The sequence below is a fragment of the Streptomyces sp. BE20 genome, from assembly GCF_036322525.1.
Taxonomy (GTDB): Bacteria; Actinomycetota; Actinomycetes; order Streptomycetales; family Streptomycetaceae; genus Kitasatospora.
Genome location: NZ_JAQYWW010000939.1, coordinates 295,914 through 317,917 on the forward strand (window position 1 = coordinate 295,914; position 22,004 = coordinate 317,917).

18 protein-coding genes are annotated in these 22,004 nt (G+C 74.5%); 9 read left to right on the top strand and 9 right to left on the bottom strand.

Annotated features, from left to right (window positions below; translation table 11 throughout):
* Positions 1–90 precede the first annotated feature (90 nt).
* Positions 91–333 (top strand): hypothetical protein, encoded by a 243-nt coding sequence (locus PUR61_RS23290; protein ID WP_329881298.1) that lies wholly within the window; start codon positions 91–93, stop codon positions 331–333.
* A gap of 42 nt (positions 334–375) precedes the next feature.
* Here the strand turns inward: PUR61_RS23290 and PUR61_RS23295 are convergent, their stop codons facing one another.
* Entirely contained in the window at positions 376–759 is a 384-nt protein-coding gene (locus PUR61_RS23295) for a hypothetical protein (RefSeq protein ID WP_329881299.1), read from the bottom strand.
* Positions 760–1,348: 589 nt separating this feature from the next.
* On the opposite strand from PUR61_RS23295, the gene PUR61_RS23300 reads away from it, so the two are divergent.
* From PUR61_RS23300 to PUR61_RS23330, 7 genes are all read left to right on the top strand, one after another.
* Entirely contained in the window at positions 1,349–1,654 is a 306-nt protein-coding gene (locus PUR61_RS23300) for a hypothetical protein (RefSeq protein ID WP_329881300.1), read from the top strand.
* A gap of 195 nt (positions 1,655–1,849) precedes the next feature.
* Positions 1,850–3,517 carry an outer membrane protein assembly factor BamB family protein gene (locus PUR61_RS23305; RefSeq protein WP_329881301.1) on the top strand — a complete coding sequence of 556 codons (1,668 nt, stop codon included), beginning with the start codon at positions 1,850–1,852 and terminating at the stop codon, positions 3,515–3,517.
* Between the two features lie 283 nt (positions 3,518–3,800).
* Entirely contained in the window at positions 3,801–3,950 is a 150-nt protein-coding gene (gene pqqA, locus PUR61_RS23310; protein WP_329881302.1) for a pyrroloquinoline quinone precursor peptide PqqA, read from the top strand.
* Positions 3,947–4,705 (top strand): pyrroloquinoline-quinone synthase PqqC, encoded by a 759-nt coding sequence (gene pqqC / locus PUR61_RS23315; RefSeq protein ID WP_329881303.1) that lies wholly within the window; start codon positions 3,947–3,949, stop codon positions 4,703–4,705. The genes pqqA and pqqC overlap by 4 nt, the downstream gene beginning before the upstream one ends.
* A complete protein-coding gene (pqqE, locus tag PUR61_RS23320; protein ID WP_329881304.1) occupies positions 4,702–6,300 on the top strand; it encodes a pyrroloquinoline quinone biosynthesis protein PqqE in 1,599 nt (532 codons plus the stop codon). The genes pqqC and pqqE overlap by 4 nt, the downstream gene beginning before the upstream one ends.
* Positions 6,301–6,323: 23 nt before the next feature.
* Positions 6,324–7,274: a pyrroloquinoline quinone biosynthesis protein PqqB gene (gene pqqB, locus PUR61_RS23325; protein ID WP_443035222.1), complete on the top strand. Its 951-nt coding sequence runs from the start codon at positions 6,324–6,326 to the stop codon at positions 7,272–7,274.
* Positions 7,275–7,523: 249 nt separating this feature from the next.
* Complete coding sequence (locus PUR61_RS23330) at positions 7,524–9,152, top strand: lytic transglycosylase domain-containing protein (protein ID WP_329881305.1); 1,629 nt, start codon at positions 7,524–7,526, stop codon at positions 9,150–9,152.
* Between the two features lie 124 nt (positions 9,153–9,276).
* Here the strand turns inward: PUR61_RS23330 and PUR61_RS23335 are convergent, their stop codons facing one another.
* From PUR61_RS23335 to PUR61_RS23345, 3 genes are all read right to left on the bottom strand, one after another.
* Complete coding sequence (locus PUR61_RS23335; protein ID WP_329881306.1) at positions 9,277–9,861, bottom strand: TerD family protein; 585 nt, start codon at positions 9,859–9,861, stop codon at positions 9,277–9,279.
* A gap of 169 nt (positions 9,862–10,030) precedes the next feature.
* Positions 10,031–10,621 carry an RICIN domain-containing protein gene (locus PUR61_RS23340; RefSeq protein ID WP_329881307.1) on the bottom strand — a complete coding sequence of 197 codons (591 nt, stop codon included), beginning with the start codon at positions 10,619–10,621 and terminating at the stop codon, positions 10,031–10,033.
* 325 nt (positions 10,622–10,946) lie between these two features.
* The gene (locus PUR61_RS23345) at positions 10,947–11,612 is read right to left on the bottom strand and encodes a class I SAM-dependent methyltransferase (RefSeq protein ID WP_329881308.1); all 666 of its coding nucleotides are present in this window, start codon (positions 11,610–11,612) and stop codon (positions 10,947–10,949) included.
* A 283-nt stretch (positions 11,613–11,895) separates the two neighbouring features.
* On the opposite strand from PUR61_RS23345, the gene PUR61_RS23350 reads away from it, so the two are divergent.
* Entirely contained in the window at positions 11,896–14,217 is a 2,322-nt protein-coding gene (locus tag PUR61_RS23350) for a glycosyl hydrolase family 18 protein (protein ID WP_329881309.1), read from the top strand.
* A gap of 89 nt (positions 14,218–14,306) precedes the next feature.
* On the opposite strand, the gene yidD is transcribed toward PUR61_RS23350, so the two are convergent.
* The 5 genes from yidD to PUR61_RS23375 form a co-directional block, all read right to left on the bottom strand.
* Complete coding sequence (yidD, locus tag PUR61_RS23355; RefSeq protein ID WP_329881310.1) at positions 14,307–14,867, bottom strand: membrane protein insertion efficiency factor YidD; 561 nt, start codon at positions 14,865–14,867, stop codon at positions 14,307–14,309.
* 113 nt (positions 14,868–14,980) lie between these two features.
* Complete coding sequence (locus PUR61_RS23360) at positions 14,981–15,754, bottom strand: bestrophin-like domain (RefSeq protein ID WP_329881311.1); 774 nt, start codon at positions 15,752–15,754, stop codon at positions 14,981–14,983.
* A 1,575-nt stretch (positions 15,755–17,329) separates the two neighbouring features.
* Positions 17,330–18,736 carry a family 2B encapsulin nanocompartment shell protein gene (locus PUR61_RS23365; RefSeq protein ID WP_329881312.1) on the bottom strand — a complete coding sequence of 469 codons (1,407 nt, stop codon included), beginning with the start codon at positions 18,734–18,736 and terminating at the stop codon, positions 17,330–17,332.
* A gap of 437 nt (positions 18,737–19,173) precedes the next feature.
* Complete coding sequence (locus PUR61_RS23370) at positions 19,174–20,643, bottom strand: KamA family radical SAM protein (RefSeq protein WP_329881313.1); 1,470 nt, start codon at positions 20,641–20,643, stop codon at positions 19,174–19,176.
* 205 nt (positions 20,644–20,848) lie between these two features.
* A complete protein-coding gene (locus PUR61_RS23375) occupies positions 20,849–21,952 on the bottom strand; it encodes a hypothetical protein (protein WP_329881314.1) in 1,104 nt (367 codons plus the stop codon).
* Between the last annotated feature and the right edge of the window lie 52 nt (positions 21,953–22,004).

Consider the following 22,004-nt stretch of genomic DNA (forward strand, 5'->3'; position numbering starts at 1 on the left):
CACCGGTGGGACCCGCCGGCCCCGGCGTTCCGGGCGCCCCTGCGGGTGCGCGGCCGGGCGAGGGCGGCCACCAGGCCCACCACACCGCCCGTGCCGAGCTTCACCGCGCCCTTGGCGGCCGGCCACCCGGCCCCCGGCACCGTCCGGCCCAGCCAGTGGAACATCACCAACATCACCAACAGCACCACGGCCCCGCAGGCCGCCGCCGGCCCGACGGCCGCCACGACCGCCACGGCGGGGGGCTTGCGGGTCCTCGGCGGCCGCTCCGTCCGATCACCCGACATCCATGGTCCGGGTCTCATCGCGGGTCAGTTCGGTTTCGACCCCCGGTAACGACCCTCGGCGCCCTCCGGGTACGCCCCCCGCCCGGCCCGGTCAGCGCCGGGCGTGGTGGGTGTCCCCCGCGTGCTCACCGGTCTCGTGGTCGGGGAAGCTGACGGCCAGGGTGACCCGGTACTCGAAGACGTCGTCACGGTGGCCGGGCACGCGGGCCCAGGCCAGCGAATGGACCTCCGCCTCCGGCGCCTGCCGGCACCACCCGGCGGCCTCCTCCAGTGCGCGGGCCGCCGACCGTCCGGTGCAGACCACGGCGGTGTACGCCGCCACCGCGACGTCGCCGCCGCACCGACCGTCCCGGGAGACGGCCCGGACCGCGGCGGCGGCGTGGGTCAGGTCACGAGCGAGGTCGTCGACCACGCGGGGCGGCGCGGGCAGGACGGCCGGGGCCTCGGCCACGGTCTCCGGCAGGTTCGAACTCACTGTCAGGGCCTCCATCCCTCTGGTGTCCGTCTGGTTGCGCGACCCGCCCCGTCACGGGATCCGCCTGATCATGGGGTCAGAATGACGGGCCGCCATTCCTGGCATGACCACTTTCACCAGAACGTCACCCGTCCGGGGAAGTCGGCGTTCCGCACTCGACACCGGCCCGGCCGCCCTGGTAAAGGGGTGACGGAGCATCCGGCCAGGTCAGCTCGGCCGGTGGCGGGCGCCGCCGGGAGCCCGGCCGCACGTGCGCGTACCACCCCTGTGCCCCGGACCGCCTGTTCACCCCCCGGACGCGCCCGGTCCCGGCCGGGATCCGCGGCCCGGTCGCGACCCCGGCCGGAGCCTGGCGCGAACCCGCCCGGCAACCGGCCCGACTCCGCCGCCGAGCTCTCCAACTCCCGCAGCAGGAACGGGACATGAATCGTCACAGTCCGCCACGGTCGACGGACACCGTCGGAGGGGGTTCCCACGGAGCGCAGGTCGACGCCTGCGCCCCGCTCTCCTCGCCCCAGGTCGTCGCCGACGGCGGCACGGCGGGGCCGTTCACGGGCACCCGGACCGGCCCGAAGGACGGCACGCCGGTGTGGGGCCGCACCTGGGCTCCCGCCAGTCCTCCGCCCACATCCGCGAGGTGGACGCGGGCAGCATCACCGCGGCGAGGACCGACCCGGGCCTCCAGACCGCCCCGCTGCCCGGCGTCGGTCGGGAGGCGGTGCTGGTCCGGCGGAAGGACGGCACCCGGCCCGAGGTGTTCTTCGTCGCCGACGGCCGCACCTGCTCCGTCGCCGTGGTCAAGGACCGCGGCCCGGGCGACGAGGTGAACGGCCCGGCCGAGGCGGCCGCCGCGAGCGCGCCGGCCCTGGTGCTCGCACCGTCGGTCGCGGGCTGATCCGCCCCGGCACCCAGGCCCTCGGGGCGGCCGCTCGGCCGAACGCCGGGACCGCCGCCCGGCGCAGCCCGTTCCCCCAGGGGCGTGAACGGTCCCGGGCCGGGGGCTGCGGCCGGATGCGGGCACGGTGCGGGCGCTCACAGAATGACGCCACGGCGCCGTACCCCGTACTCCCCGACAGCCAAGGCGGATCGTATGAGCCGACCCCTCCCACCCCCGTCCCCCGGCGGACCGCCCGCGGACGGAGCACCCCCGGCCGGTCCGCCCCGGTCCGGACCCCCGCCCCGGGCCCGGGCCGGCCGTTCCGGAGCGGCCCTGCTCTCCGGACTGGCGCTGCTCGTCCCGGCCCTCGCGGCCGGTGCGCTCACCGGCGCGGCACCGGCCCGGGCCGACAACCCGACCGTCTCGGTCAACAATCTGCGCACCGGCTGGGACGCCGCCGAACCGAACCTGAGCCCCGCCCAGGTGTCCGCCGCCGGCTTCGGTCGGCGCTGGTCGACCGCCGTGGACGGCGCGGTGTACGCACAGCCGCTGGTCGCCGGATCCACCGTGGTGGTCGCCACCGCGACCAACCACGTCTACGGCGTCAACGCGGCCGACGGACGGATCGTCTGGCAGCGCGCACTGGGCACCCCGGTGTCCTCGTCCAGCGCCTGTCTCGCGCCCGGCACCGGCATCGTCTCGACACCGGTCTACGACCGGGCGAGCGGCACCGTCTACCTCGTGACCAAGTCCGGCGACGGCGGCACGCACTTCTCGGTGCACGCGCTGGACGTCGCCTCGGGCGCGGAGCGGAGCGGCTGGCCGGTCACCGTCCAGGGCTCGCCGGTCAACAGCCCCGGCGTCCCGTTCAACCCGTCGACCTCCGCCCAGCGTGCGGGACTGCTGCTGATCGACGGCGCCGTCTACTTCGGCTTCGCCTCGGACTGCGGCATCGGGACGTACGTCGGCACGGTCGCGGGCGTCAACACCTCCACCCGCAAGCTCACCCTCTGGTCCACCGAGTCCGGATCCGCCTCGCAGAACGCCGGCGTCTGGATGAGCGGCGGCGGTCTGGTCTCCGACGGCGCCGGCCGGATCTTCATCGCCACCGGCAACGGCGCCGGCGAGGGCTCGTCCCCGCTCAAGGGGCCGGGCGACAAACCGGGCGGCCACTTCGCCGAGTCGGTGGTCCGGCTGGGGGTGAACGCGGACGGCAGCCTCGCCCCGCGGGACTTCTTCAGCCCCACCAACAACCGGGAGATGGACCACGGTGACGTGGACTTCGGCTCCGGCGGCCCGGCGGCCCTGCCCTCCGGCTTCGGCACCTCCGCCCACCCGCACCTGATGGTGCAGGTCGGCAAGGACGGCCGGATCTTCCTGCTGGACCGCGACCGTCTCGGCGGCATGGGCCAGGGCTCCGGCGGCACCGACAACGTGGTGGGCACCACCGGCCCGTTCAAGGGCGTCTGGGGCCACCCCGGCGTCTGGGGCGGCGAGGGCGGCTACGTCTACCTGGTCGAGAACTACGGCTCGCTGCGGGCGCTCAAGTACTCCGTGAACGGCGCGGGGAACCCCCAGTTGACCAGCGCCGGGACGAGCCCCGAGGGATTCGGCTACGCGTCCGGCTCACCGGTCGTCACCTCGAACGGGACGGTCGCCGGTTCGGCGCTGGTCTGGACGGTCTACTCGGGCACCGGCCCGGGCGGGCAGAACGGCGAACTCCGGGTCTACGACGCGGTTCCGGTCAACGGCGCGCTCAAGCTGCGGCGCAGCTTCGCGCTCGGCACCGTGACCAGGTTCTCCGTCCCGGCGACGGACGGCGGGCGGGTGTTCGTCGGCACCAAGGACGGCCATCTGGTCGCCTTCGGCCGTTCGGCCTGAGGACCGGACCGGTCGTACCGGGTGGGCCGGCCCACCCGGCCCACCCGGTACGGCCCGCCCGGTCCGGCCCACTCGACACGGCATGGCCGAACCGGCACACTCGACACCGGTTTCCCGCCCGGGCCCGGCCCGGTGCGGAGCCCGTCGTGTCACCCGTTCGAGCGCGATTGTCCGCGGATCGCGTGGTTTCGACCGGCGGGCGGGCCCGGCGGCTCGTAGCGTCCTGATCCAGGGGCCCTCGGGCCCCGGCCTCTCACCCACTTCACCGAGGAGGGCAACTCCCATGAAGTCCACGCTCGCTCCCCAGCCCGTCACCACCGCCGCCGTACCGGCCCCGCCGGCCGCGGCCAAGCCCGCCTGGTCCGCCCCGGCGGTGGAGTGCCACCGCACCGGCGCCGAGGTCACCGCGTACGCCGCGCGGACCACTCGGTGACCCAGGCTCCCCCTCTCGCGCCGGCCCGGGTGCCGGCCGACCTGCAGCCGGGCCGCGAGTCCTTCGCGGCCCGGCTGCACGGCCTGCGGGACCGGTACTGGGACACCCACCCGTTCCACCTGCGCCTGCACTCCGGCGACTGCACTCCGGAGGAACTTCGGCGCTGGGTCGCCAACCGCTGGTACTACCAGCTCTGCCTCACCCGGAAGAACGCGGCGATCATCGCCAACTGCCCGCTCGCGGACGTCCGTCGGGAGTGGTCGCAGCGGCTCGGCTACCAGGACGGCCCGAACGCCGACCAGGGCGGCCTGGCCGACTGGCTGGTGCTCGCCGAGGCGGTCGGCCTGGACCGGGCCGAGATCCTGGACGAGCGGCACGTCGCGCGCGGGGTGCGCTTCGCCGTCGACGGCTACCTGCACTTCTGCCAGACCCGCCCGTGGACCGAGGGCGTGGCCGCCGCGCTGACCGAGATGTTCTCGCCCGACCACATGGCCGAACGGGTCGTCGCCTGGCAGAAGCACTACGACTGGATCGACCCGTCCGGCTACGCCTACTTCGAGCACCGCATCCCCGACGCCCGCCGGGACAGCGCCCGGACGCTCGAACTGGTACTGGACCACTGCGTCACGGAGGCCCAGCAGCAGGCGGCCGTGGACGCGCTCGCCTTCAAGTGCGAGGTCCTGCGGGCCATGCTGGACGCCGTCGACTACGGTCCGGCCGGTACCCCTGCGGGCCGGACCGGGACCGGCCGGTGAGCCCCGCACCCGACGCCGCGGCCCCCGGGCTGCGGCGCGGTGTGCGGCTGGTGCACGATCCGGTCCGCCGGCAGGACGCCCTGCTCTACCCGGAGGGCGTCCTGCTGCTCAACGAGACCGCCGCCGCCGTGCTCCGGCACTGCGACGGTCGGCGCGACGCCGGGCGGATCACCGCCCGGCTCGCCGCCGAGTACGACGGGGTGGAGCCCGGGCAGGTCCTCGGTCTGCTGCTCGACCTCGCCGAGCGCCGGCTGCTCACCCTCGACGGCACCGGCGCACCGGCCGTCCCCACCCGGGCCGCGGACCCGCCCGGGACCGCAGGGGCCCACGCCGCGGGGACCCACCCGACGGGGACCCACGCGGCGGAGACCCGCGCCGGACGGCGGGCGCCCGCGCCGCTCGGCCTGATCGCCGAGCTCACCCACCGCTGCCCCCTCCAGTGCACCTACTGCGCCAATCCGGTCGAACTCACCAGACAGCGCGACGAGTTGGAAACCGAGCAGTGGCTGCGCATCCTCGACCAGGCACGCGGCCTCGGCATCCTCCAGGTCCACCTCACCGGCGGCGAACCGCTGCTCCGCCGCGACCTGGCCGCCGTCGTCGCACACGCCCACCGGCTGGGCCTCTACACCAACCTGATCACCAGCGGCCTGCCCCTGGACGGCCCGCGCGCCGCCGAACTCGCCGAAGCGGGCCTGGACCACGTCCAGCTCTCCGTCCAGGACGCCGATCCGGACCGCGCCGACACCGTCGCCGGGCTGACCCGGCTCAACGGCCGGACCGGGCACGAACGGAAGCTGGCCGCCGCCGCGCTCTTCACCGCCGCCGGACTGCCGCTGACGGTCAACGCCGTGCTGCACCGCGGGAATCTGGCCCGGCTCGGCGCGATCGCCGACCTGGCCGTCGAGTTGGGCGCCGACCGGGTGGAGCTGGCGCACACCCAGTTCTACGGCTGGGCCTGGGTCAACCGGGCCCATCTGGCGCCCGGTGACGAACAGGTCCGACAGGCCGAGCTGGACGTGGCCGCGGCCCGCGCCCGGCACGGCGACCGGATCGAGATCACCCACGTCGTCGCCGACCACCACAGCGGCACCGCCAAGCCGTGCATGAACGGCTGGGGGAACGAACAGCTGGTGGTCGCGCCCGGCGGCGACGTGCTGCCCTGCCTGGCCGCCGCCCAGCTGCCCGGTCTCCGGATCCCCAACGCCGTCGGCGACGGCCTGGCGGCGATCTGGCACGACTCCCCCGCCTTCAACCGCTTCCGGGGCACCGCCTGGATGCCCGAACCCTGCCGGAGCTGCGCGCTGCGCGAGGTCGACCACGGCGGCTGCCGCTGCCAGGCCTTCCAGTTCACCGGCGACGCGGGCGTCACCGATCCGGCGTGCCGGCTCTCCCCGCACCACCAGCTCGTCCACTCACCCGCGCCGGCCGACGGCCCGACGCCGGTGCCGCGCCGGTTCACCGCCACACCCGTCACGCCCGGCACGCCCGGCACACCCGGCACACCCGGCACGCCCGGCACACCCGGCACGCCCGGCACGCCCGGCACGCCCGGCACCGCCACGAGCGTCACCGCCGGGCCGGGCCCGTCCTGAGGGAGCACCCGCTGAAGATCCGGATCCTCGGCACCGCCGCCGGCGGCGGCCTGCCCCAGTGGAACTGCGGCTGCGACGGCTGCGCCACCGCCCGCCGCACCGGCGCGGTCCGCAGCCAGGACTGCCTGGCCGTCAGCGCCGACGGCGCCGCCTGGTACCTGGTCAACGCCTCCCCCGACCTCCGCTCCCAACTGCTCGCCGCGCCCGAACTGGCACCCGCGCCCGGCACCCGCGCCACCCCGCTGCGCGGTGTGCTGCTCACCAGCGGCGAGCTCGACCACACCCTCGGCCTGGTGACCCTGCGCGAGGCCGCGGAGCTGTCGGTGCACGCCACGGAGCCGGTCCGCGCCGCCCTGCACGAGGCGTTCCCGGTCGGCCCGCTGATCGCCCCCTACGCCAAGACGCACTGGCACACCGTCACACCGGGCACCACCGTCGAACTGGCCGGCGGCCTGCTCGCCGAGCCGCTGGCCCTCGGCGGCAAACGCCCCCGGTACGCCGCCGCCGGCCCGCCCGGCGAGCGACGTACCGCCCACGGGAGCGGGACGGCCCCGGGCGGGGCGGGCACGGTGGCGGAAGCGGACCGGACGGACTGGGTGATCGGCTACCGCTTCAGCGACACCGCCGGCCGCGCCCGCGCGGTCTACGCACCCGGGGTCGCCGCCTGGACGCCCGCCCTGGACCGGGCGGTGTCCGGCGCCGACCTGGTGATCCTGGACGGCACCTTCGCCACCGACGGCGAGCTCGCCGAACGGACCGGCGGCGCGCGCACCTCGCGCGGGATGGGCCACCTCGCCGTCGAAGACTCGCTCCCCCACCTGGCCCGTCACCCGGGTCCGCGCTACCTCTACACCCACCTCAACAACACCAACCCGCTCGCCCACCGGGGCTCGCCCGCGGCGGTCGCACTGGCCCCCGTGCTGGCCGCGGCGGGTGCGGGCGTCGCCGAGGACGGGACGCTCGTCGAGCTCTGACGTCCTGCCCGTGGCCCGGGGCCCGCCCGGGGTCGGCGCCGCGCCGGCCGTCCTGACCGTGTCCGGTCGAGTTCGTCCACGGCCCGTTCATCGAACGGTGGCGCCCGGGACCGCTCCCGGCCATCCGGGGCCTGTCGGATCGTCGTGATACTAATCGTTCGGGAAACGAGCTCGGTCAGGCACCGGCAGGCACGATGGTGACACCCCGTCCGTTCCCCAGGGGCCGGACGGTGACGGGAGGGGCACAGCATGGCGAGCAGGAACGGCGACGGGACATCCGAGGGGCCACGGCAGGCCGTGGTCAGGGAGATCGTGGTCAGGGAGACCGCGAGCCGCCGGGCCGCGGGCCCCCGGGGCGTCCGCCGGCTGCGGCTCGGCAGCCGGATGGCCGGAACGGCAGCGGTCTTCACGGCCCTCGCCGCCCTGACCGGCGCTCAGTTCACCGGCCTCGGCCTCGCCCCCGTGGCATCCGCCGACGCGCTTCCGGCCCCCGCCGACCGGACCCTCGGCCCGACGGCCACCGGGACCGGCTCCGCGGCCGTGGACCCCGGCACCACCTCGCCGTTCGGCCCCGGCGTGTCCGGCGGGCCCGCTCTCGCCGGGGCCGCCCCGGTCGACGGCGGCGGTACCGTCCCGCTGACCCAGCCGCCCACCGCTCCGGTCGGCTCGCCCTTCGCCGACCCGCTGCGCAACGGGCCCGCCCTGCCGGAGACGGTCTTCGCCGCCTACCGCAAGGCGGAGGCCGCCCTGGCGCTGCGCTCGCCCGCCTGCCACCTGCCGTGGCAGCTGCTGGCCGCGATCGGCGAGGTCGAGTCCGGCCAGGCCGGCCGGGGTGCGGTGGACGCCGCCGGGACGACGTACCGGCCGATCCTCGGCCCGGCGCTGAACGGTGCCGGCTTCGCGGCGATATCCGACACCGACGGCGGCCGCTTCGACGGTGACGGCGTGTGGGACCGCGCCGTCGGTCCGATGCAGTTCATCCCCTCCACCTGGGCTTCCTGGGGCGCCGACGCCAACGCCGACGGCAAGGCCGATCCGAACAACATCTTCGACGCCGCCGAGGCCGCCGGCCGCTACCTGTGCGCGGGCGGCCGCGACCTGTCCGACCCGGCCCAGCTGGACCGGGCCGTCCTCGGCTACAACCACTCGGCCGAGTACCTGCGCACGGTCCGGAACTGGATGGCCCACTTCAGCACCGGGAGCCCGGTCACCACCCCGGGCCGCACCGCCCCGAACGGCCCGTTCGCTCCGCTCACCCTGCCGACCCCGCCGGCTCCCGTCATCCCCGGCATCCCGACCGGTACGCAGCCGTCGGGCGTGCCGCAGCCGTCCACCACGCCCGGCACTCCCGCCGTTCCGTCCACCTCGACGACGCCCTCCGGCGCACCGTCCACCTCACCGTCGACCTCACCCTCGGGGACGCCGTCCACGTCGCCGTCGACCGGTGCGACCCCGTCGGATTCGGCGTCGCCCTCCGCGTCCCCCTCGACCGGACCGACCACCACGCCGTCGGGGACGCCCTCCGCGACCACGGGCCCGTCCGGCAGCGCGAGCCCGACGGCGACCGCCGAGCCGACCGGCACGCCCACCGCGACGCCGACGGCCACGCCGACGACGACCCCGACCGGCACGCCCACCGCCTGCGCCACGCCGACGGACGCCCCCTCGGGCACGCCGACGGCCGGCACCGTCCCGAGCGCCCCGGCGTCGGCGACGCCCTCGGCCACCGCGAGTCCGACGGCCACCGCCCCGGGCTGCCCGACGCCCACCCCGACCGCGACCGCCACCCAGAGCGGCGCCCCGACCGGCTCGGCCGCCCCGAGCGCCGCCGCTCCTAGCACGCCGCTCACGCCCTCCGGCGCCCCGTCGGCGCGCTGACCGGGCGGCACCTGCGGCGTCCGCACGCACGACCTCGGCCCGCCACCCGTTGATCCGGGTGGCGGGCCGAGGTGTCCGCGTGCGACCGACTGCCGGTCGCCCTCCGCTTCGTCGTCGCCGAGGCTCAGAGGTGCTTCACGAGCTCGGGCATCAGGTCCTGGAACGTCCGCCCGGCGGCGGGTTGGCCGATCGCCACGAGCTGCCAACCGGTCCCGGTCCGCTGCATCTTCGCCATGATCTGCGCGGTGTACGGGCCACCGCCGGTCAGTGTGTAACGGGCCAGCTCGGTGCCGGTCTGGGTGTCGACCAGCCGACAGAAGGCGTTCTCGACCTCCTGGAAGGTCTGGCCGGTGAACGAGTTGACGGTGAACAGGATCTGGTCCACCTCGGCCGGCACGGCGGTGAGGTCGACGGTGATGGTCTCGTCGTCGGTCGCGTCCCCGGCCCCGCCCGTCAGGTTGTCCCCGCTGTGCCGCACCGAGCCGTCGTCGCTGGTGAGGTGCTGGAAGAAGACCACGTCCACCGGCTTGCCGGCCGCGAAGAGCACCGCCGAGGCATCCAGGTCGATCTCCTGCCCGGCGAACAGTTTGGCGAGGAAGCCCTTGCGCTGCGCGGCCCGCCAGCCGAGACCCATCCGCACCACGCCCAGCCGCCCGCCACCGGGCTTCTCCAGGCTCAGCTTCTGCCCCTTCGCCAGCGAAACGCTCATCGCGCCCTCCTCGTTCCTCACCTGCGCCCCATGAATCTACAACAGTGTAGATCTTCCCGGCGCCCCGGATTCACCCCGGGACACCTCCATACCCCACGGGCGCGCCCGGGAAGCCGCCCGTGCCCGCACCGCGCCGGGACGCAGTACGGGCACCCAGGGCCCCGGCCGCCTACCAGGTCCAGATCTGGTCGGCCCAACGGTTGTCGCAGCCGCCCACGACCGCCCCGCTGCCGGAGTCCCCGCCCCGGACGATCACGCACAGCTTGCTGTTGTAGTTCTTCAACCAGTAGCCGCCCGCCTGAAGCGAGACCGCCCACCACAGCTGGTCGTCGAAGTCCGCGCAGTCCGTCTGGACCACCGGACCGTTATTGGCGGTCCCCCGGGCCACCAGGCACTTTCCGCTGTGGAAATTCCGGATCCGGAACGCATTGGCCTTGTTGTAGACCGGGTCGAAGATCCAGAACTGGTCGTCGAAACCGAGGCAGCCGTACTGGAACGCCTGGGTGTTGTTCGCATAGCCCTGGACCACCAGACACATCCCGCTGTTCGTGTTCCGCAGCTTCGAGCCCTGCCCCGGATCGGCGAGTGCGAGGTCGGCGACCGGCACCACCACTCCGGCGGCCCCGGCCGCGGCGGGCCCCACCGGCGCCGAGCCGGCCGCCGCGACGCCGCCGGAACCGGCGAGAACCGAGACCGCCAGCGCGGCCACCGCGACGGAGGCCCCGACGAAACGGGCCGACCTGTGGATGAAACCCTGCATGTGCCATCCCCCTCGATCAGTCGGAATTCCCATCGACGGCAGACGAAGCACATGCCTGCCGGACCGAACCCTAACCGCCGGGGAATTCACCTTCAACGGTTTTGCGAAATGACGAATGCACCCGTCCGCCCCGTACACGAAACAGCAAACCGTTCGCCACTGACGCCACCTCGTCACTTCGCTCCGGATCCACCGGCACGAGCGGCCGGCGACCGGCAACCGGCAACCGGGGACCGGGGGGACCGGCCCGGGGACCGGCCCGGGGACCGGCCCGGGGACCGGCCCGGGGACCGGCCCGGGGACCGGCCCGGGGACCGGCCCGGGGTCAGCCGACCCGCTCCGCGCGGACGAGGGCGTCGATCGCCTCCATCGGACGGCCGCCCGCACCACCGCCGGCGCCGTCGTCGGTCGCGAGCCGGTGGCCACCCTCGACGGCCACCGCACGGCGCACCCGTTCGGCCCGAACGGTGTGCAGACCGGCACCGACCAGGTCGGTCAGCACGTCACCCGGGGTGAAGAGCACCTCCGGATCCCGGGGGCCGCCGACGCCCTCGGTCAGGTTGGTCGAGTCGTGGCCGACCACCAGCAGGGTGCCGCCGGGCGCCACCGCGGCGGCGGCGCGACGCAGCGCCGTCCGGCGCTCCTCCGCGGGCAGTTGGAGGTAGGCGACCACGACGAGGTCGTAGCCGCCGGTCGGCGCCTCGAAGGTGCGGGCGTCCCCGTGCCGCCAGGTCAGGCGGTCGGCCACCTCGTCCGGCAGGGCGGCGGTGAGCCGTTCGGCACGGCCGAGGGCCACCGTCGAGAAGTCCAGACCGGTGACCTCCCAGCCCCGGCCGGCGAGCCAGATGCTGTTGCGGCCCTCCCCCGCGGCGAGGTCCAGGGCGCGCCCGGGGGCGAGCCCGGCGAGTTCGCGGACCACCCAGCGATTGGGTTCGGTGCCCCAGACCAGCTCGCTCGCGGCATAGCGGTCGTCCCAGGCGCGGCTGTCCATGACCCGTTCTCCGTTCGACGCGGGGCTCCTCGGGAGGCCACCGTACCGGTCCGGCCGTCGCCGACGACCGTTCCGCGGGGCACCCTTGACGGCGAATATTGGTCCAGTCCAATCTGTGATGTCGTGATGCGGGATCCTGTCCGGTCCGCGTCACGAGCACCACACGCATACCCGAAAACGCGCTCCACACCCGCCCGCGCGCCCCCACAGCGCCCGGTTCGGCTCCCAGGCCCATCCCGGGCCGACCGCACCGCCGGAACCCCACTCCTCCGGAGGATCACCCATGCACGACCGGGTCATGCCCGCGCGCCCTGCCCAACGCCGGGCCGCCGCACCACGCCGACGGGCCACCGCGCTCGCCCTGGCGGCCACGCTCACCACCGGCAGCGCCGCCCTCGCCCTCACGCTCGACACCGCCTCGGCCGCGGCCGTCAACCTGCTGACCAACGCCGACTTCGAGACCGGCGGCCTGGCCGGCTGGACCTGCGCCAACGGCTCCGTCGTCACCACCCCGGTGCACGGCGGCAGTTACGCGCTCAGCGGCGCCGCCTCGGCCGCCGACACCGCCCAGTGCCAGCAGACGGTCGCCGTCCGGCCCAGCACCACCTACACGTTCTCCGGCTGGGTGCAGGGCAGCTACGTCTATCTCGGCGCGACCGGGACCGGCGTCAACTCCCAGAGCTGGGCGCCCAACGCGACCGGCTGGACGCAGCTGAGCACCACCTTCACCACGGGCGCGGCCACCACCTCGGTGACGGTCTTCACGCACGGCTGGTACGGCACCGGCGCCTACCGGGCCGACGACCTCAGCCTGACCGGCCCGGCCGGACCGACCAGCAGCTCCAGCCCGACGGCCACCAGCAGCCCGACCGTCACGACCAGCCCCACGGCCTCCAACAGCCCGACGGCGTCGAACAGCCCCACCGCGTCGAACAGCCCGACGGCCACCACCAGCCCCACCCCGACGGCCACCTCGACCGGCACCGGCCCGGCCGGGGACGGCAAGGTCACCACCCCGAACGGCGTCACGGTCACCAAGGTCACCCACAACGCCGTCGTGCTCAGCTGGCAGCCGTCCACCCTCACCAGCGGCGACGGCCCCGTTTCCTACAAGGTGTACGCGGGCAACCAGCTGGTGGCCACCTCCATGGGCACCTCGGTCGCCGTCAGCTCGCTGCTGCCGACCCGCGGGTACACCTTCACCGTGCAGGGCTACTCCGGCAGTCACGCGTCCGCCCAGTCCGCCCCGGTGAACACCACCACCGCCGCCGCCCCCGCCAACAGCCCCTTCCGCTCGGCCTACTTCGACCAGTGGGGCGTGTACGAGAACGCGTACCACGCGAAGAACGTGGACACCAGCGGTGCGGCCGGCAAGCTGGACGTCATCAACTACGCGTTCGCCAACATCCACCCGACCAACCTCACCTGCTTCCAGGCGGTGAAGGCCTCGGACTCGGCCAACGAGAACAACCCGAACGCCGGCGACGGCGCGGGTGACGCCTACGCCGACTACCAGGCCGACTACAACGGCGCCACCAGCGTGGACGGCAGCGCCGACGTCTGGGAGCAGCCGCTCAAGGGCAACTTCAACCAGCTGCGCCAGCTGAAGGCCAAGTACCCGAACCTGCGGCTCAGCATCTCGATCGGCGGCTGGACGTACTCCAAGTACTTCTCCGACGCCGCCGCGAGCGACGCCTCGCGCAAGAAGTTCGTCTCCTCCTGCCTCGACATGTTCCTCAAGGGGAACCTGCCGACCAACATCGCCGGTGACCCGGCGGGCGGCGCGGCCTCGGCGGCCGGCCTGTTCGACGGCATCGACCTCGACTGGGAGTACCCGGGCTCGGCCGGCGGGCACACCGGCAACCACACCTCCCCCGCCGACAAGCAGAACTTCACCCTGCTGCTGAAGGAGTTCCGCACCCAGCTGGACGCCCTCGGCAGCGCGCAGGGCAAGCGGTTCCTGCTGACGGCTGCCCTGCCCAGCGGCCAGGACAAGATCGCACAGCTGGAGACCGACAAGATCGGCGCGTACCTGGACTACGCCGACGTCATGACCTACGACATGCACGGTGCCTGGGACGCCAAGGGCCCGACCAACCACCAGGACCCGCTGCACGACAGCCCGGCCGACCCGACCACGCCGATCACGCCGGGCACCCGCAAGTACAACATCGACACCACGCTGGCCGCCTACACCACCGGCCTGCCGGAGTACGGCATCGCGGGCGGCTTCCCGGCGAACAAGCTGGTGCTGGGCCTCCCGTTCTACTGGCGCGGCTGGACCGGCGTGCCGGCCGGCTCGAACTTCGGCCTGTACCAGAGCGCGACCGGCCCGACGCCGGCCAAGCCGCTCAGCGCGGAGGCCGGTCTGGCCTCCTGGAAGGAGCTCAACGCCACCGCCGCCAACACCCACTGGGACCCGGTGACCGAGTCGTCCTGGGTGTACGACGGCACCAACTTCTGGACCGGTGACACCCCGCAGGCCATCCAGGCCCGTGGCGCGTACGCCAGGAGCAAGGGTCTGGCGGGCCTGTTCGCCTTCGCCCTGGAGAACGACGACGCCTCGGGCTCGCTGCTCAACGCCATGAACAGCAGCCTGCACTGACGCTTCGCCGGCTGATGCCGGAGGCCGCGCGGATCACCTCTCGACCGTGATCCGCGCGGCCCCTCCGTCTGCCGGGCCGCCCGGCCCGGTCAGCGCTCCGGCACCGGGTCGACGCCGCCACCCCGGCGGGCGGCACCCGGGCGGCAGCTCAACAGCCGGCCGACGGTCAGCCGCGCACCGCGCACCGCACCGTGCCGGTGCAGCGCCTGGACGGCGTACGTCGAGCAGGTCGGCGTGTACGGGCAGCAGGCCGGCCGCTCGGGGCTGATCTCGGTGCGGTAGTAGCGCACGGCCCCGTACAGCACCCCGGCCGCGAAACCGCCGGGCACCGGCGCGGCCGGGTCGACCCGGCCCGCCGCGCCGCCGTGCCGTCGGCCGCGGCCTCCGGCGAGGGCGAACCGGATACCCGCGACCGTCATCACCGGGAAGAACAGGAGCAGGCAGGGACCGTCGCAACCGCCGCTGCAGTCGAGGTTGTCCAGGCAGTCGTTGTCCTTCTTCTTCTCCCCGTGCTTGCGAAGGTAGGCCTTCCACTCCTTGCGCTGGCGGCGCCGCCTCCGGCGCTCCTCGGCGGGCAGCCACCACCAGGCGCGCCCGGGGCGCTGGGTCGTCGGGTACGGGTCGCCCTGGTGGGGCTGTCGGTAGGCCACGCGCGCGGATCCTCTCGGCATGCACGCCGGGGCCGGCCCCCGACGGCCCGATCAGAGTATCGAAGGCCGGGGCCGCCGGGAGACGGGTCCGGGTGACTTGCTCGACCGGCCGGTCACTCCTTCCCGCCGCCCAGTGCCGGGAACAGGTCGGTGAACGTCTCGGTGGTGACCGAGACGCTCCGTCCGAACGGGTCGTCGAAGTCCCAGATCAGGAAGAGCAGGAAGGCGATCAGCGCACTGAACACCCCGGCGAGCAGCAACTCCCGTGCCGAGCGCCTGATCTGGAGCGCGAACACCATCCCGACCGTCACCACGGCGCCCACGATCAGGCCGAACCAGACCACACCCGGCATGGTCGGTCCGGCGTTCTGGCCCCGCGCGTTGCGGGCGTCGTCGGCGATGCCGATCCGGTCCATGATCGGCTGGTACGCCTGGGCCTCCAGGTCGCTGGCCGGCGGACGGGTCGCGACGTCGCTGCGCAGCTTCGCGAGGAGCTCGGTGCCCCGGTCGGAGATCTCGCCGTTCTCGCGCATGTACGTCCACTCGACGTCGACCACGTAGGAGACGTAGGCGTCGACGTCGGCACGGACCTTGTCACGGAACTCGACCGGGTAGACCTGCGCCCGCTCGCTCACCTCGTGCAGCGCCTGCGCCTCGCGGAACACGTCGTCCTGCGCCACGCCGCGTGCCTCCCAGACACCGGCGAGTGCCAGGCCGAGCACGATGGCGTAGACCACGCCGATCATCATCGTCATGTACTCGATGACGTCCGGTGTCTCGTCGGTGTCCTCGTCCTCACCGGCGCGGCGGTGCCTCAGCAGCACCACCGCCACCACGACGGCACAGGCCGCCAGCATGGCGATGGCCAGCGCCAACCACTCGGACATGGGAACTCCTCTCTGGGTCGGGTCATTCGTCGGATCGGATCGGGCTGAATCGGATCGGACCCGGCCCGTGCCGGGGTGGGAGGCACGGGCCGGGTGCACCGGGGGCGGAACTGCGAGCCGCTGCGGGCGGCCCGGTGGTGCTCACGTCGGACCGACGCGGTGTCAGGAGCTGCCGGTACCGCCTGAGCCGCCGGAGCCGCTCGAACCGGCGGACCCGGTGGAACCGCCGGCGCCTCCGCGACCCCCCGAGCCGCCTCGGCCGGAGCCTCCGCGCGGACGCAGGGCGACCGCCGCGAGCACGGCGGGCACCGTGATCACCAGCATGGTCCGGGTCGGCGCGGCGCCGTGGTGCCGCTCCGGGGCCTGCACCGGTGGGGCCTGCGGGATCCGGACGGGCTTCACCGTCGGGGCAGGGCGCACCGGCTCGGGGGCCGGGCTCTGCGGTGCCTGGGTCTGGGGTGCCTGGGTCTGGGGTGCCGGGGGCGGTGGTGGCGTCGGCGCGGGCGGGCGGGGCGCCGGCGGGGGCGGCACCACCGGCTGTGCGGTGGGCCGCGGGGTCGTCGGCCTCGGCGTCGGTACCGGGGTGGGCACCGGCCGCGGGGACGCGGGCGGCGTGGTGGGCCGCGGCGTCGGGGAGGGCGGAGCCGGGGGCGGCACCGGCGCGGGGGTCGGCGGCGGTGTCGGCACCGGGGTGGGTGTCGGGGTCGGAGTGGGCTTCGGGGTGGGTGTGGGTGTGGGAGTCGGGGTCGGGGTGGGTGTCGGCTTGGGCGTGGGCGTCGGGCACGGATGGCTGTGCGTCGGCTTCGGTGGCCACGGCTTGGTGGGCCAGGGTTTCGGCGGCCACGGCCTCGGGGTCGGCGAGCCCGGGTGGTGCGACGTCCCGGAGAGGTCGACGGTGACGTCCACCTCCACGTCGACGCCGACCTGGACGTCCACTCCCCCGTGGCCGACCCCCACCGAGACGTCCGTCCCGGTGGAGACGCAGGTGCTGACGACCGGCCCGTGCGGGCGCCCTCCGCCGTACTGTCCCGAGGTCCTGGCGGCGGCCGAACCGCTCAACAGCGCGCAGAGCGCGGCCACCCCGGCCGCCGCTCCGGCCAGCCGGATCCGCCGGGCGCGGGAGGTGCCGGCGCCGATCGGGTCACGGCCGCGGGTGACGCCGTCGCGCCGGGTACCGCCGCTCGCAGCACCGTCTCTCGCAGCGCCGTCTCTCGGAGTGCCGTCTCTCGGAGTGCCGTCGCTCGCGGCGGTGGGGTCCGCGGTCACGACTGCCCGTCCACCGGTATCCGTCGGGGCGGCTGGGACTGGGGCATGGGCTCCATGCACCTCTCGTGTCGTCAGGAAGGTCGGACGCGCCGGAAGGGGGCCGACACCGGACGGCCCGCCTCGGGGGGCGGGCCGTCCGGTACCAGGTGAAACGATCATGCGGGCGGCCCGTCACGGCCGGACCGGTTCCGGTCGCGAGCCCGGGGCCCGGGTCACGGGCCGGACCGGTCGTCACGACGGGTTCGTCACGGCACGGTCGTCACGACGGGGCCGCCGCGTCGAGGCGGGCCGGGCGCCCGGCGCCACGGATCAGCGGCGGCCGTGCGCGACCTCGACGTTCTCCAGCACGCCGACCGCGTCCGGCACCAGGATCGCGGCCGAGTAGTAGGCGCTGACCAGGTACGAGATGATCGCCTTCTCGTCGATGCCCATGAACCGGACCGAGAGGCCGGGCTGGTACTCGTCCGGGAGGCCGGTCTGGTGCAGGCCGATGACGCCCTGGTTGTCCTCGCCGGTCCGGATCACCAGGATGGAGCTGGTGTTCTCCTTGGTGATCGGGATCTTGTTGCACGGCAGGATCGGCACCCCGCGCCACGCCGGCACCTGCTGCCCGCCGAGGTCGACGTGGTGCGGGTAGATCCCGCGCGAGTTCAACTCACGGCCGATCGCCGCGATGGCCCGCGGGTGGGCGAGCAGGTAGTCCGGGTCGCGGCGGCGGCTGAGCAGCTCGTCCAGGTCGTCCGGGGTGGGCGGGCCGGAGTGGGTCTGGATCCGCTGGGCGAAGTCCGCGTTGTTGAGCAGACCGAACTCCGGGTTGTTGACCAGCTCGTGCTCCTGGCGCTCGCGCAGCGCCTCGATGGTCAGCCGGAGCTGGTGCTCGATCTGGTTCATCGGCTGGTTGTAGAGGTCGGCGACCCGGGTGTGCACCTTGAGGATCGTCTGGGCGACGCTCAGCTCGTACTCGCGCGGCTTGAGTTCGTAGTCCACGAAGGCGCCGGGCAGCTCGTACTCGCCGTGGTGGCCGGCCGACATGGCGATCTCGGCCTCGCCGCGCTCGTTCTGGCGCTGGAGCGGGAGGGCGAGGAAGGCCCCGAGGTGCTCCTGCAGCGCGGGCGAGCCGTCCCGGATCGCCTCGAAGTCCCGGCGGGGCAGCGAGAGGACGGTACCGGAGGTCACCGTCCTGGCGGTGAACTCCCAGACGGCGTCGGCGTCGAGGACGGCGTGCTCGCCGAAGCGGTCACCGTCGGCGAGCACGCTGACCACCGTCTCGTCACCGTACTTGCCGGTGCCGATCTGGTTGATCTTGCCGTGCGCGATCAGGTAGATCCGGTCGGCGGGCGCTCCGCGCTCGGCGAGCACCTCACCCGGGCCGAAGTCGCGCTGCTCGCAGCGGTCGGCCAGCGCGGTGAGCACCCCGTCGTCCTCGAAGCCGCGCAGCAGGGCGAGTTCGCCCAGCTCCTGCGGGATGACCCGGACCTCGGAACCGGTCTTGATGAACTCGACCCGGCCGTCGCCGACGGTGTAGGTGAGGCGGCGGTTCACTCGGTAGGCGCCACCGGCGGCCTGCACCCAGGGCAGCACCTTGAGCAGCCAGCGGGAGGTGATCTCCTGCATCTGCGGCGCGGACTTGGTGGTGGTGGCGAGATTGCGGGCAGCGGCCGTAGTGAGGCTCGACTGCACCACCTGCTGTGTCTCCGGGCTGGTCTCCACGGGCATCGGCAGGGCTCTCCTTCATCTGGTCAGGTCACGTCGTCTGCGCAGGTCCCGCCGACGGGGCCGCCCGGTCGGCGGTGGCCGGGTGAACGGTCTCGACGGTTCATCAGATACACGTATCGGCAAGGGTGTTGATGGCGTTCACGAAGTGGAGCGCCACTCGGTCGATCCACCGGGAACCCTAGATCACCAAGGCCCGACCGACCCCGTATGGCGGTGGAGTGCCCCCCGATAGGGTGAATCTCTCCGAGCGGAGGGTTTGAATCCGTCAGCCGGGCCCCACAACGCCGACACGTTTCTGCGCATGCGAATCGTCCAGACGTAGGAACGATTCACCTGACCCGAACGGAGCAACGTGAACGCCCGCACCCCGGCCGGCGGGGTGCGGGCGACTGGAACACGTGTTCGCCTGTCGAACAGAGTCGGCCGCCGAGGGCCGATCAGACCAGCGCGGGCTCCCCCGCGAGCTGCGAATCCCCAGCGAACCAGGGCCTCCGCTCGAACGACGCCGGCCTCAACTGATCGAACCAGGTGGCCCGTTCGTCGTACCGGGCGAAGAACGGCAGGCCCACCCGCTCCGGCTCGCGGGCCTGCAGGAACCGGCAGACGAAGACCCGCTCACCCGCGACCTCCGCGACGCCGTCCAGGCAGACCTTCCCCGGCCCGGCCGACATCACCGGCCCGCGCGCCGTCCGCTCCAGCCCCGACACCTGGCGAACCGCGTCCCGGTAGATCTCCACCGCCCGCGCCAGCGGCACCTCGAAGTAGGAGCTCGCCCCGGTGTCCCGCTCCACGAACAGGTAGTACGGCGCGATGCCGAGCCGCACCATGTCCCGCCACATCGCGGCCCAGACGTCCGGGGAGTCGTTGACGTGCCGGATCAGCGGCGCCTGGGCCCGGATCACCGCCCCCGTGGACCTGATCCGCGCCACGGCCGCCCGGACCGCCTCGCCGGCCAGCTCGCGCGGGTGGCTGACGTGGGCCATCACCGCCACCTGCCGCCCGGCGGCGACCGCACGTTCGAACAGGCGGAGCAGGTCGTCGGCGTCCGGGTCGGTGGTGAACCGGTGCGGCCACCAGGCCAGCGCCTTGGTGCCCAGCCGGATCGTCCGCAGGTGCTCGGTCCCGGGACCGAGCAGCGGCTCGACGTAGCCGGCCAGCCGCGCGGTGGACATGATCAGCGGATCACCGCCGGTGATCAGCACGTCGGCGACCTCCTGGTGGGCCCGCAGGTAGTCCAGCGCGGTCGCCGGACCGGGCAGGCTCTGCCGCAGGTCCGGCTCACCGACGAACTGGGCCCAGCGGAAGCAGTAGCCGCAGTAGGCGTGGCAACTCTGGCCCTGGGCGGGGAACAGCAGCACCGTCTCCCGGTACTTGTGCTGGAGGCCGGGCACGGGGCGGCCGTCCAGCTCCGGGATGTTCTCCTCCAGCTGCCCGCCCGGGTGCGGGTTGAGCGCGCGCCGGGCGGCCGCCACCGCCTCGGCGAGCCGCTCGCGCGGGGCGCCGGCGGAGATCAGCGCGGAGATCCGGTCGAAGAGCTCCGCCGGGAGCATGTCCCGGTGCGGGAAGGTCAGGCGGTACATCGGGTCGTCGGGGACGCGCCGCCAGTCGATCAGCTCCTCCAGGACGTGGTTGTTCACCTTGAACGGCAGCACCGCCGCGACCACCGCGATCTCGTGCCGCAACCGCTCGTCCGCCCCGGCGAGCTGCGGCAGCCCGGCGAGCCGGTGGCCGGGTACCGCGCGCAGTTTGGGGCGCCGGCCGGCCCCGGCCGCCGTCCCCGTGCTGCCGGCACCTGCGGTGGTGCGCGCGCCGTCGCCGGCGTCGGTGATGGTGATGTCGGCGCCGGTGGTGGTGCCGGCGGCATCGGCAGGCCCGCCGTTCACACGCTGGTCTCGTACGGTTCGCACCCGTGTCACCCTTCTCCCGGCCGCTCCACGCGGCCCTGCGGGCAGCCTAACCTTCGCGCGGTGACCATCCGTCAGAGGGCCTGGGAGCAGCGGCCGTACGGGTCCGGGGCGGGCGGCGGCCGGGCGCTTCCCCGGTCCGCGGGGCGGGCGGACACCCGGCCCGGGCAGCGGGCGGGGCACCCGGCCCTCGACGGCCCGCCCCCCGCTACGGCTCGCCGCGGTCCCGGTGGTCCCGCTCGCGCCGTCGTGCCACGTACCAGAAGGTGCCCACCAGGGCGGAGAGCCCGATCACCACGAAGGCGAGCGCGGGCCACCGGCTCTCGAACAGCCGGACGTCGGCGAGCAGCAGCACGACGACCGCTCCCAGCGGGACGGCCAGCGAGGCCACGGCCCGGGCGGCCGCCACCACCATCCCGGGGTCGGTGCGGGTCCGGCGGGGCCCGGACCAGCCCGCCGGAGCGCCGCCGAAGTGGAAACCCACCGCACGCGTGGCGATCCGGTCGGTGGCCCGGTTGTAGGAGGCCCCCATGTACGGCAGCCAGACCAGCGGGGCGACCGTACCGAGGAGGAAGACCACGGCCAGCAGCGCCCACCCGCCGGCGGAACGCCAACGGGACGGCGGCGGGTCCTCGCCCTCGCTCGTCAGCCCGAGCAGGCGGGCCATCCGCCGGATCAGGGAGGCGAATCCGCGGATGCGCCGGGTCCGGCGGTCCCGACCGGCGGGCGCACCGCCGGGCACCGGATCGGGGCCGGACGCCAGCGCGCGCTCGGCGGCGGCGAGGTCGGGGTACGCCCCCTGGAGGACGAGGATCTCGGCGGCCCGGGCCGGTGCCACCGGGTCCTTCCCGGCGAGGGCGGCGAGCTCCAGGAGGAGTTGCCCCTGGGCCAGCAGCGCGCTGCAGAAGGCGAACGGCACCAGCCAGAGGAACGGCCCACCGACGAACGCTCCCTCGGACTGGCTGACCCGCCGGGCGTGCGTGACGGCCCGGACGGCCAGCTCGCCCGTGGTCTCGTCGGGGCGGGACGCGCGGAGCGCGGCGGTCCGCCGGGCGGCCCGGGGGCCGCGGTGACGGACGGCGAAGACCGCGAGCAGCTCCGGCAGACGGCCCGGGTGCGCGCGCACCGAGCGCAGCAGCTCGACGGCGGGGGCGGCGGTGTCGGTGCCGGCCGCGACGTCGGCGCTGCGTACGGTGCCGACGGCGTCGGTGCTGTCGGCATCGGTGCTGTCGGCAGGAGCGGCCGCCCGGTTCGGCGCGGACTCCGTTCCCGGCTCCGCGCCCTCCGGGGTCCGCTCTCGCTCTGGGACCACGTTCGTCTCACCGCCCCGCCGTACCGCCCGACCGACCCCCGGCAGGGCACCC